Here is an 11,890-nt window from a genome sequence, read left to right on the forward strand (position 1 = left end):
CCCTCGAATGGGTCGACTGGTTCAACAACCGACGCCTGCTGGAACCTATCGGAAATATCCCGCCCGCCGAGGCCGATCAACGCTATCATGATGCCGTGAGCACTCAGCAAATGGCGGCGTGACTCACAAACTTTTGCCGCCGACAATCCAGGCGCGGTTCAGGTATATCAAACACAAATCCGAAAAAATACCGGTAGCCGGTGACGAATCTGGGTTCATGCATCCAAATGTACGTGTTCCAGGAAAATGATCGGGTAGGGGCAAGACAGCCTGCAAGCATGATCAATGGATCTGATCGATAAATAGAAGCCGCGTGAGCCCATATACCAAAACACAGAAAAATCAGGGAGGAAAAATGAAGTTTGCTCAGCCCAAGGGGCGTCGCCCCTATAAGTTCGCCTTGCTGGCTTCCTTCGTCGCCGGCGCGTCATCGCTTGCTGTCGCATCGGCCCAGGAAGCCCCGCCGCCCGCGGTCAGCGGCGGTGACAGCTTGGTTTTGGAAGAGATCATCGTTACCGCGCGCAAGCGCTCTGAGACGTTGATCGAAGTCCCCGCAGCCATCTCCGCCGTTGGTGCACTTGAACTGGAACGCAGCGCAGTCAACGGTGTCGATGCGCTGGCCCGCAAGATTCCTGGTTTTGTGATCGGCGAAGGTGGTGGCACCATCCAGGGTGGCTCCATCGCTCTGCGTGGCATTAGCGCGTCTGACTCCAACCCGCTTGGCGACCAGGCGGTGTCGTTCAATATTGATGGCGTTCAGGTCGCGCGGGCAACGGTTCGGCGCATGGGCGATTTCGACACCGCGCAGGTCGAAGTCATGAAAGGCCCGCAGGCCCTTTTCTACGGTAAGAACAGCCCAGGCGGCATCATCTCAACTCGTACGGCTGATCCAACGGATCGTTTTGAAGCAGGTGGGAAGCTCGGGTATGAGATCGTGGCTCATGAGACCCGTGGAGAAGCGTATATCTCGGCACCTGTGACAGAAGCGCTGGGTGCGCGCCTTGCGGTTTATGGCTCGCACATGCGTGGTTGGGTGAAGAATGACGTTCCGCGGACAGACCCCCTCGCGCCGAAGGACGAATATGGCCCGAAAACCGATGAATATGCGGTTCGAGGCACGCTGAAATATGATGATGGTGGTCCTTTCAACGCGCGCATGAAGCTCGCCTATAACGACGTCAAGGGTGCCGGGTCGGGGGCGAACTATCAGTATGTCCACTGCCCCAGAGGGCAACCGTTGATCAATGTTCCCGGTGTCGCGGAAAACTGCAAGGCTGACGACCGGATCAGTACGGGGGCACTGGGGAGTGGGTTCGCCACCGCCCTGGCACCCATGGTGCTGAGCGACATGCTCCGCGGTTCTGATTTTGGCGATGGTCAGGGCACGTTGCGCCAGAAGCAATGGCTCGGTGGTCTGGAGATGAACTACGACGTTGCCGATGACCTGACACTTACCTCTGTGACCGGACTCTATGATGTCCAGATATTCAATCGCACGAATTTCACCGCCACATCACTGCCAAGTGCGATACTGGGGAGTGTGAACGCGCTCGATATCCGTGAGATCAGCCAGGAACTGCGTCTCACCTCCAACTTCAGTGGTCCGTTTAATTTCATGTTTGGGGGCCAGTTCCAGGACAGCCGGGCCAAAAGCGCCTCTATTGCGGCATTCGGTGCCATTCCGGGCCAGATATCGGTTGTCGGACGTCCGTCGCCCTTCATCGCATCGGGTTATCTGCTGGACCAGAAGGGGGAGGCCTATTCCGCTTTCGCCCAGTTGCAGTACAAGATCACCCCGGAACTGGAATTATCGGTCGGCGGACGCCTGTCGACGGAGGAGAAGGAGCTAGTTTCTGTCCTCGACGGCACTTCCCTGGCCACGGGTGCCATTGAGCTGGTCGGTGTGCGGCCACTTCTTTCCAACGGCAATCAGAAGAAGAGCTTCAACAATCTTTCTCCGGAATTCACACTGTCCTACAAACCGGATAGAAACCTGAATTTCTACGGGTCCTATAAGGAGGGCTTCTTGTCAGGCGGTTTCAATGGCGGCTCTGCGAATTTCAACGGCGATCTCAGCTACCGTCCCCAATATGTGAAGGGGTGGGAGGCTGGCGTGAAGGGACATGCCTTTGATGGTGCCCTGACAGCCGATCTTGCCCTCTATACCTACGATATCACGGACCTTCAGGTGCAGGTGACGACGCAAGGTACAGTGCAGGAACTGCGAAATGCAGGTGAGGTCTCTTCCAAGGGGGCAGAGCTGAGCCTGAACTATCGCTTTACTGATGATTTCAGCGTGTATGGCAATGTTGCCTATGCCAGGGGGCGGTACGACGCCTACTATGCCGCCTGCTATGCTGGGCAGACGACGGTCACGCCTGGTACGGGTGTCGGCCAGTGTGGAACCCAGCCCAATCCGACGAATAATAACATTGTCGGCCTATTGCAGAATCTCAGCGGTACAGAGTTGATCCGGTCGCCGGAATGGACAGGTAATGTCGGTTTTGTCTACGAAACCCCGGTAACCGAGGCCTTCTCTGCCGAACTGAGCGGTGGCATGAGTTTCAGCAGCAGCTACATAACGAATGCTTCCTCCCAGCCGAATTCCCGTCAGCCTAACTATGCTCTTCTTGATGCAACCGTCCGTTTCCTTGACAGCGATGGGAAGTGGGAGTTTGCGGTCATCGGACGTAACTTGACGGACAAATATTACATTGTCAGAGGGACAGACATACCGGCTCGGCCCGCGGGCACTGTTGGTTATTCAGACATCATTGCCGTTGTGAATCGTGGCCGTGAGGTCATGATTCGGATGGGATACAAGTACTGACCAGAAAGCAGTTCCCAAGAGCAGTTTGTTGTAGTCGTTTCCGTTGCAGCATTCTGCTCAGCATATCTTGGCCCCACCTCTATGGTGGGGCTTTTTTTGTTTTGGTGACATCATTCGCATAGAAAATGTACTCCATTGTAAATAGATGGTTTTTTATGTCGTGCATAAAAGGACACAATATAAAATATTAACTCAATAAATTATTCATGATTTTATAGAACTATGTCTAGTTTGACTGTAAATGAACCGAAATTTACCCATAATTGTTAATCATGAGCGCATTGATATGTATCAATCAATGAAGGCCGGTCCATTGGCAGGTATAGGGCTCTGCTTGATGGGAGGCAAACATGATTGAATATGAAGAAGCTTTGAAAGGCGCCTATGGCTTTGCAACCCCCAAGGCCGTCAAGGGAACCAGCAGCGTCGGCTTGCGGACTTATGCCGACATCTTGGTGGGCGATGGGCAACCTGTGCCGCCGGTGCTCCAGCGCAGCGACATGCCGGTCAAGGTCGAAGGTCTGATCTCCTATGACCGCTATATCGATCCCGCCTTCGTGGCGCTGGAGACGGAACATATCTGGAAGAAGCAGTGGCAGGTTGCCTGCCGCGAAGAGGATCTTCCCAATGTCGGCGATCGTCTGCCCTATGACATTGCCAGCCTCTCTTTCATCATCGTCCGTTCCGGTCCGGACGAGTTCCGGGCTTTCTACAATAGTTGTCCGCATCGTGGCCGTCGTCTCTGCGATCATGCCGAAAGTGCAGGAGAAATTCGCTGTCCCTTCCATGCCTGGACCTGGGGGCTTGACGGTTCCCTGGCATGGGTGCCCGGCGGCCATGATTTTCCGCATGTGTCAGACCAGCATCATCGCCTGCAGGAGGTACAGCTCGGGCGTTGGGGCGGGAACATTTTCATCAACCCTGACCCCGAAGCCCCACCCCTGGAACAGGCATTGGGTGTGATGGTGTCGCAGTTCAAGGACCATCCGCTGGAAGAGCGGTACACGGTCCTGCATCTGCGTAAGAAAGTGCGCTGTAATTGGAAACTGACACAGGAAGCCTTCATGGAAGGCTATCATGTGCTGGAAACACATTGGGATGGGATGCCCTTTTTCGGCTCCGCCTTCACCCAATATGATGCCTGGGACGATGGTGTCTGCCATGTCAGCCGGCTGGTCACGCCGTCGGTTGTTCCCGATGTCTGGGTGCAGGACAAGGTTTCCCCGCATGAGAGCGCCCGCCAATTCTGCGCGACCTTCGGCCTGCGGGAACCGGCGCCGGGGGAGGTGACGACGGTGGCCGAGGCTCGCGCCTATTGCGCTGATCAGCGCCGGCGGAAGATCGAGGCTGAGACCGGTCTGGACCTCGGTGCCAAGCCGGTGTCCTATTTCCTGGACATGACCAAGTGCTTTGTTTTCCCCAACCACCATCCCTGGTGGGGTGAGGCATTGCCCTGGTGGTACCGTTTCATGCCCGTGGGGGATGATCCCGGCATGTCCATGATGGAAGTACGCATCACGGCGCCGGTGCCCAAGGGCGCGCCGCGCCCGGCAACGGCGACGCCGATCGATCTGGGCCCTGATGACCGGACATCGGAATGCGAAGCCTTGGGGGTTGTGGGCTATATCCTGGATCAGGACATGTCCAATCTGGTGGAAATCCAGAAAGGACTGAAGGCGGCTAAACCGGGCAAGGATTTCATGACGCTGGCACGCTACCAGGAGTCCAATATCCAGCATTTCCACAATGTTTATAACAGGCTGCTGGGGCTGTCCCGGTAATCGCACCGGGCGATGGCGGGGACATCGCTGTCCTTGTCATCGCCCGTCGCCGCTCCTGTTACCGGCCAAGGAATTCCGATTCAAGCCTTCAGCCGCACAATGGCTTGCTTGCATCTTGTCTGCCGGCCGGATGGCCGCGTCCCGCATGGAATGCCCATTTGGGGCATGTTAGTGAATCAGGGCATCTTTGACCATGGCTGCCAGCAGGAGTGCGAAACTTGGTCCTCCGCCAGAAGACAGCAGATCTGAGGCTTCAGGATCTGAACATCGGCGATACGTTCGATCTCGGGGATTATCTCATGTCCCGCGAGAAGGTGTACGCGTTCGCCTCTGAATATGACGCCCAGCCTTTCCATCTCAGCGATGAGGGTGCTGTGGGTCACCCGATCTTCAAGCGTATGGCGGCCAGCGGCTGGCACACGGTCGTCGCCATGCAGAACAAGCTCGCGGACCTCTGGAAGGGCACGAAGATCCGGGGACTGGCAGGTTCCGGCGTAGAACGGATCAAATGGCTGGCGCCGGTCTATGTGGGTGAAAATCTGCGCTGCATGGTCGAGATTGCCGATATCAGGCCATCGGCGTCGCGGCCCGGCCGGGCCTCCATCACGATGCTGGCGAGTATGCAGGATGAATCGGGTGCGCGCGTCTGCGAAATGGCGCTGACCGGTGTGTTCCTGACCCTCGATCAGGATGAAAAGTAACGAGCCATTATAACGTTAGGGACCAGGAAATGAGCGAGAACAGCGAAGCTATCCGCGAAATCTGCGACAGCATCATCAAGCGCGTGGATCGCGCCTATGTCGCTGAATGCGGCCGCAAGAACGAGATGCCGACGAAGCTCTGGCAGATGTGGATCGACAGCGGGCTGCTGGCCATGGGTTTGCCGGAGGAATATGGCGGCGCCGGGGGCAGCCTGTACGACATCATCCTGGCAATGGACCTGCTGCACCGTGAAGCCCTGCTGCTGCCGCTGGCCGTGCCGAACTTCATGTCGCGCGAGCCGCTGCTGCGCCACGGCTCGGAAGCGCAGAAGCGCCGCTATCTGCCGCCGACCGCCACCGGGGAGGAGTTCTTCAGCTTCGGCATCACGGAAGCGGATGCCGGCACCAATACTTTCAAGATCAAGACGACGGCGATCCGTCAGCCGGACGGCAGCTTTTTGGTCAACGGGTCCAAGACCTATCAGACCGCCTTTGTGGAATCCGCTCATTGCCTGCTGGTGGCGCGCACCCAGCCCTATGATGAGAAGAACCGCACGGCCGGCATTTCGCTGTTTATCGTCGATACCAAGCTGCCCGGCATCTCGGCGACCAAGATGGATATCGGCATGTATCTGCCGGAGAAGAACTATCAGGTCTATTATGATGACGTGGTCATTCCCGCCGATGCTCTGGTGGGACAGGAAGGACGCGGGTTGAGCATCCTGTTCGACTCTCTCAACCCCGAACGGCTGCTGGTGGCGGCCATGAATGTCGGCCAAGCGGACTATTGCATCAAGCGGGCGGCGGAATATGCCAAAATCCGTGCGCCGTTCGACAAGCCGATCGGGTCTTACCAGTCGATCCAGCATCCGCTGGCCCGGGCCAAGACCTACGTGGAAGCCGCCCGCACCATGATGTATCTCGCCGCTGAAAAACATGACCGGGGTGAGAATATCGGGCTTGAGGCGAATATGGTGAAGATCCTGTCGTCTGAAGCCTTCAAGATGGCGGCTGAAATCGCCATGACCACCTTTGGTGGTGCCGGGGTGGATGTGGCCCAGGACATTCTGCCCTTCTTTATCGCCGCCCAGAACAACACGGTAGCGCCGGTGAACAACCAGATCGTCCTCAGCTATATCGCCGAGAAGGCTTTGGGTCTGCCCAAATCCTACTGAGCGGATATGGTTCAGAAAAGGCGCCGCGGCTGTCTCTACAGCCGCGGCGCTTCTTCTTTTGAAGGAACATTATGCAGGTCGATAGGGGGCCAGGGACTGCGCGCTGCCCATGAAGAAGTCCGAAAGATTGAAGGCGGCGGACATCTGCATCCGTTCGGTTCCGGCCCGAGCCATCAGTTCGGCTTCAACGCTGGCCGGATCATCGCATTCCAGGCTGTAGATCGCCAGATATCGCCAGCGGTCCCCGCTCAGCAGGCGAAAACGCTCGGCACCGACAACGCCGTCCACGGCCAGAACGTCGGGCAGATGCACGGTATCGTACCAGTGATTGAATTCCTCATCCTGACCATCGACAGGGTTGCTCAGGACCAGCAGTTTATATTCAGCCATGTTTTTCCTCACTTCAAGCTGACGCGACGGCCGGTTGCTGCCGCTTCCTCAATGGCAGCCAACAGGCGATGGCGGATAACCGCGTCGTCGAAACCAGGTGCCGTGGTCGTGCCGCAGCGAAGGTCATCGGCGACGCGCGCATACATCTGGGCCACATTGACCCCAAATCCAGTGATTGCGGGCGGAATCCACCGGAACTCCGGCGGCACGGTCATGGGGGACAGGGATCGCTCCTTCCCTTGCCCGCCTGAGAGCTGAAGTTCGAACATCTGGGCGTGCCCGCCGGTGGCGGTGATCTGCAGATCACCCTGCGACCCGTTGATTTCCCAGAGGAAATTGACCCCCCGTGATTGACCGGCCCGGTAATGGATGGACGCAACGGCTCCGCTTTCCAGAATGCCACTGACGACAACCTGATCCTCGGCGGTTTTCTCCACGGGTTGGCGCGTATCCAGGCGGATTGTTTTGGGCTGGCGGATGGCCGTGATGGAGGACAGGCTGGCGAACTCGCCCAGGCAATGGCACAGGGCGTCGACTGCGTGTCCCAGAGGGATTGACAGCAAGGTGGCGCCATTGCGCTTATCGAGCAGATAGACATTGGGGGGATCAACCCAATCCGCCCACTGAAGGCCGGAACCGACCATGGTGGTCGACAGAACCTCCCCAATATGGCCGGAAGCAATGAGCGACCGGACATAGGCGATCACGGGCGCGCAACGAGCCTGCAGGCCGACGATGCCATGGACGCCGGCAGCCCGCACCATGGCCGCCATCTCCTCGGCTTCCCGCAACCCGTTACCCAGGGGCCATTCGCAATAGACATGTTTGCCGGCGGCCGTCGCCGCCTTCACCAGTTCGTGATGATGTGGCACCTTCACCGTCACCGCGACCAGATCAACCTCCGGGCAGCGGATCAGCTGTTCTGCATTGCTGTAGCCCCGCTCAATGCCGATATCCGCCGCCGCCGCCGCCGCTGATTCCTGTCGGGTGGTGCTGACGGCCGCGATCTCGAACCGGTCGGAGAGGCCTTTCAGTGCCGGCACATGGGCCAGTGCCGCCCAACTTCGCCCCACTTCATACCCAATGATGCCGACGCCGATCTTCTTCCCGTCTTGCATTGGAAATCTCCTATTCGCCATGGAGGGCCGCTGTGCCGCCGCCATCGGCCACGAATTCGGAACCGGTGGAGAAGCTGGACTCATCACTGGCCAGGAACAGCGCCATATTGGCGATCTCCAGCGGACGCCCGATCCGGCCCATGGGGGTCATGGTGTGAAGCTTCTTCATCAGAAGCGCGGTCGTATCCTCGTTCCGCCGCCAGGGTTCGAAGATGGGCGTGTCAATGGGACCGGGATGAATTGAGTTACAGCGGATGGGTATGCCGCGCCGTGCGAAATTGACCGCAATGGACTTGGTCATCAGCCGCACGGCGCCCTTCGTGGCCGAGTAGCCGGGGTCCGTGGCGGTGGCCAGGATGCCCGCATTGGATGACATGTTGATGATCGAACCGCTGGGGCCGCCCGGGTTCTTCTGCATGGCCAAGGCGCCGTGCTTGCATCCCAGCATCACACCCGTGACATTGACCGCGAACAGCCGGTTCCAGGCGTCGATCTCAATGGTCTCCAGCGCCCCCGGCCCCAAAATGCCGGCATTATTGACCATAACGTCCAGCCGCCCGCTTGCGTCAGTGACCTGTCGCATCGCGGCGATCCATTGATCCTCCCGCGTGACATCCAGATGCAGAAAGGTGGCTCCCGTGCTGGCGGCGATCTGCTGGCCGATCTCGTCCTTCATGTCGCCCAGGAAGACTTTCGCACCTTCCTCTACAAAACGTTCGACGATGGCGCGGCCAAGGCCGGATGCGCCACCGGTGACGAACGCGATCTTTCCCTCAAGTCGTCCCATACGTTCCTCCCCTTCTTTGGTTGCGAGCGGCGCATTGTTGCGCTTTAGATGGAAATGCTGATCTTGCCGAAATGGGCCTTTGCTTCCTGATGGCGGAAGGCGTCGCCAAGCTCGGCCAACGGGAATGTCCGGTCCAGGACGGGCCGGATCGCGTTGGCCTCCACGGCGCGGACCATGTCGAGCTGGTGCTTGCGGCTGCCCACGGTCAGGCCGATGATGCGACGATTGCCGTGAATCCCCAGGGCCGTGGGAAACTCGATGGGCTGGCGGCTGAGCGCCCCCACCAGATAGAGCGCGCCGCCAACCCTCAATGCCTGCATCGGTTGGGAAAGATCCCCCCCGACCACCTCCACCACATGATCCACGCCCCGCCCGCCGGTGATGTTACGCGCGGCAGCCCCCCATTTGGGGATCGTTGTGTAATTGATAACATGGTCAGCGCCGATCGCCTGCAGCCGGGCGGCCTTCTCGTCGGTGGAGGTCGTGGCGATGACGGTTGCACCCGCCGCCTTGGCGAACTGGATGGCGAAAACGGATACGCCCCCACTGCCTTCCACCAGAACATTGTCGCCTGGCTTGATCCCGCCCTCGACAACCAGCGCCCGCCAGGCAGTCAGTCCGGCACAGGGCAAGGTGGCGGCCTCAGCATCGGTCAGGTTACGCGGCGCCGGGGTAAAGTCGGTCTCCCGCATCACCACATAGTCGCTGGCGAAGCCATCGACATGGTCGCCACGCATCCTCGCGGTGTGTCTTTCGTCGGGATGGCCATCGGGCCAGTCGGGAAAGAAGGTGCCCATGACCCGATCCCCGACCTTGAAGGCCGTGGCATCCGGCCCACACTCCACCACCTCACCGACGCCATCGGAGAGCAGCACACGGCCCGGTGCGGCCGGAATGAGGCCGACAGCGACAAGATAATCATGGAAATTAAGCGAGCTGGCCCTGACCCGGACAAGAATTTCCCCCGGTCCTGGTGCCCTTGCGTCCCGGTTCACATATCCAAGGTTGGCCAGGGTGGCAGGCCCCCCGAGCACCATTGCCTTCATGGTCGTTCTCCTTCGCCAACGCACCGATCCAGTGTCAAACCTTGTCCATCACCAGGCGCCTGACCAGCTTCCATTTGGTAAAGATCAGCCGGCGGCGCGTGCAATCAACAGCGGCTGCCGCAGGGGACAAGGAAATATCGAATATTGATGGCGGGCCAGTCAGCCCGTTGAATACAGTCGTGCAGAACAATTTTGCACCGTACTTTTGGGGAGTTGCGCCATGAAGGTCCTCGTGCCGGTCAAACGGGTGATCGACTACAATCTCAAACCGCGTGTGAAGCCGGATGGTTCGGGCGTTGATCTGACCAATGTTAAGATGGCGATGAACCCTTTTGACGAGATTGCCGTTGAAGAGGCCGTCCGTTTGAAGGAGAAGGGCGCCGCCAAGGAAGTGCTGGTGGTGTCGATCGGGCCGGCAAAGGCGCAGGAGACGATCCGCACCGCCCTGGCCATGGGGGCGGATCGCGGCATCTTGATCCAGACGGATGAGGAGGTTGAGTCGCTGGCCGTTGCCAAGCTGCTGGCCCGGATCGTGGCCGATGAGGGGCCGGCGCTGGTCATCCTGGGCAAACAGGCGATCGATGATGATTGCAACCAGACCGGACAGATGCTGGCGGCCCTGCTGGGGCGCCCCCAGGGGACGTTTGCCAGCAAGATCGACATCGGCGACGGCGCGGTGCAGGTCACGCGCGAGGTGGATGGCGGGCTGGAGACGGTCAGCCTGCAATTGCCGGCCATCGTCACGGCGGATCTGCGCCTGAATGAACCCCGCTACGCATCCTTGCCGAACATCATGAAGGCCAAGAGCAAGCCCTTGGTCACAAAGACTCCGGCCGATTATGGCGTGGACGTCACCCGCCGCCTTGAAACCCTGCGGATGAGCGAACCGGTCCAGCGCAGCGGTGGGGTCAAGGTCGCTGACATCGATGAACTGGTCGCCAAATTGAAAGCCTTGGGAGTTGCAGCATGAGCGTGCTGGTTTGGGTTGAACATGATAATGTGACGGTCAAGGATGCCACCCTGTCCGCCGTCACGGCGGCGGCCAAAATCGGTGAGGTGCACCTGCTGGTGGCCGGCGCCGCCTGCGCCGGTGTTGCCTCGGCGGCGGCGGCGATTGAGGGTGTCGGCAAGGTCTATCTCGCCGATGATGCGTCCTACGCCCACGCCTTGCCGGAGAATGTGGCGCCGCTTATCGTCGGGCTGATGGCGGAGCATGAGGCGTTCATCGCACCCGCCACCAGCAACGGCAAGAACATCGCTCCGCGCGTGGCGGCGCTGCTGGATGTCATGCAGATCAGCGACATCCTGTCGGTGGAGGCACCGGATACCTTCACGCGTCCCATCTATGCCGGCAATGTCATCACCACGGTGCGCAGCAAGGATGCCAGGAAGGTCATCACCGTGCGCGGCACTGCCTTTGCCAAGGCGTCGGCCAGCGGGGGAAGCGCCGCCGTGGTGCCTGTCTCTGGTCCTGGGGACAGCGGCCTTGCCCGCTTTGTGAGTGCGGAACTGGCCGCACTGGACCGGCCCGAGCTGACCAGCGCCAAGATCGTCGTTTCCGGCGGCCGGGCGTTGAAGGACAGCGAGACGTTCCGTCAGGTCATCTTCCCGCTGGCCGACAAGATCGGTGCCGCCGTGGGTGCCTCACGCGCGGCGGTGGACGCCGGCTATGTCCCCAATGACTATCAGGTGGGGCAGACGGGCAAGATCGTGGCCCCGGAAATCTATTTCGCTATCGGCATCTCCGGCGCCATTCAGCATCTGGCTGGCATGAAGGACAGCAAGGTCATCATCGCCATCAACAAGGATGAAGAGGCACCCATATTCCAGGTGGCCGATATCGGTCTGGTTGCCGACCTGTACAAGGCCGTTCCCGAACTGCTGGCAAAGCTCTGAGCGTAAAACCGGCATCGCCCCACCGCCATTGGGATATCCTAGGCCGTAGACTCATAACGACTGACACCATAGCCTGACGGCGACGAGCTTTACGGCAGCTAGGAAGTTCTCGGGTTGTTTGTCGTATCGGGTGGCGATACCTCTGAACTGTTTGATCTTGTTGAAG

Annotated in this window: 10 protein-coding genes and 1 pseudogene; 6 read left to right on the forward strand and 5 right to left on the reverse strand. The window is 59.3% G+C overall.

Annotated features, from left to right (window positions below; all coding sequences use genetic code 11):
* Nucleotides 1–355: 355 nt before the first annotated feature.
* The 4 genes from GE253_RS25240 to GE253_RS25255 all read left to right on the forward strand — a co-directional run bounded on the left by GE253_RS25240 (nucleotide 356) and on the right by GE253_RS25255 (nucleotide 6,487).
* Nucleotides 356–2,830 carry a TonB-dependent receptor gene (locus GE253_RS25240; RefSeq protein WP_153206921.1) on the forward strand — a complete coding sequence of 825 codons (2,475 nt, stop codon included), beginning with the start codon at nucleotides 356–358 and terminating at the stop codon, nucleotides 2,828–2,830.
* Nucleotides 2,831–3,180: 350 nt separating this feature from the next.
* Nucleotides 3,181–4,611 carry an aromatic ring-hydroxylating dioxygenase subunit alpha gene (locus GE253_RS25245; RefSeq protein WP_153206922.1) on the forward strand — a complete coding sequence of 477 codons (1,431 nt, stop codon included), beginning with the start codon at nucleotides 3,181–3,183 and terminating at the stop codon, nucleotides 4,609–4,611.
* Nucleotides 4,612–4,829: 218 nt separating this feature from the next.
* The gene (locus GE253_RS25250) at nucleotides 4,830–5,312 is read left to right on the forward strand and encodes a MaoC/PaaZ C-terminal domain-containing protein (protein WP_153206923.1); all 483 of its coding nucleotides are present in this window, start codon (nucleotides 4,830–4,832) and stop codon (nucleotides 5,310–5,312) included.
* Nucleotides 5,313–5,341: 29 nt separating this feature from the next.
* Nucleotides 5,342–6,487, forward strand: a complete 1,146-nt coding sequence (locus tag GE253_RS25255; protein WP_153206924.1) for an acyl-CoA dehydrogenase family protein — start codon at nucleotides 5,342–5,344, stop codon at nucleotides 6,485–6,487.
* A 69-nt stretch (nucleotides 6,488–6,556) separates the two neighbouring features.
* On the opposite strand, the gene GE253_RS25260 is transcribed toward GE253_RS25255, so the two are convergent.
* From GE253_RS25260 to GE253_RS25275, 4 genes are read right to left on the reverse strand one after another with little or no spacing between them, the layout of a single operon-like run.
* Nucleotides 6,557–6,877, reverse strand: a complete 321-nt coding sequence (locus GE253_RS25260; protein ID WP_153206925.1) for a DUF4286 family protein — start codon at nucleotides 6,875–6,877, stop codon at nucleotides 6,557–6,559.
* Between the two features lie 8 nt (nucleotides 6,878–6,885).
* Complete coding sequence (locus GE253_RS25265; RefSeq protein ID WP_153206926.1) at nucleotides 6,886–7,995, reverse strand: Gfo/Idh/MocA family oxidoreductase; 1,110 nt, start codon at nucleotides 7,993–7,995, stop codon at nucleotides 6,886–6,888.
* 10 nt (nucleotides 7,996–8,005) lie between these two features.
* A complete protein-coding gene (locus GE253_RS25270) occupies nucleotides 8,006–8,782 on the reverse strand; it encodes an SDR family oxidoreductase (protein WP_153206927.1) in 777 nt (258 codons plus the stop codon).
* A gap of 44 nt (nucleotides 8,783–8,826) precedes the next feature.
* The gene (locus GE253_RS25275; protein WP_153206928.1) at nucleotides 8,827–9,828 is read right to left on the reverse strand and encodes an NAD(P)-dependent alcohol dehydrogenase; all 1,002 of its coding nucleotides are present in this window, start codon (nucleotides 9,826–9,828) and stop codon (nucleotides 8,827–8,829) included.
* A gap of 220 nt (nucleotides 9,829–10,048) precedes the next feature.
* Here GE253_RS25275 and GE253_RS25280 point away from each other — a divergent pair, with 220 nt between their 5' ends.
* Both GE253_RS25280 and GE253_RS25285 read left to right on the forward strand, forming a co-directional pair.
* Nucleotides 10,049–10,798, forward strand: coding sequence for an electron transfer flavoprotein subunit beta/FixA family protein (locus GE253_RS25280; protein WP_153206929.1), 750 nt, complete (start codon nucleotides 10,049–10,051; stop codon nucleotides 10,796–10,798).
* Complete coding sequence (locus GE253_RS25285; protein WP_153206930.1) at nucleotides 10,795–11,724, forward strand: electron transfer flavoprotein subunit alpha/FixB family protein; 930 nt, start codon at nucleotides 10,795–10,797, stop codon at nucleotides 11,722–11,724. Before GE253_RS25280 ends, GE253_RS25285 begins: the two co-directional genes overlap by 4 nt.
* A 51-nt stretch (nucleotides 11,725–11,775) precedes the next feature.
* Here the strand turns inward: GE253_RS25285 and GE253_RS25290 are convergent.
* Nucleotides 11,776–11,890: pseudogene (locus GE253_RS25290) on the reverse strand (IS5/IS1182 family transposase); the annotation flags it as partial.

The organism is Niveispirillum sp. SYP-B3756 (genome assembly GCF_009495745.1).
In the GTDB taxonomy this organism is placed as follows: Bacteria; Pseudomonadota; Alphaproteobacteria; order Azospirillales; family Azospirillaceae; genus Niveispirillum.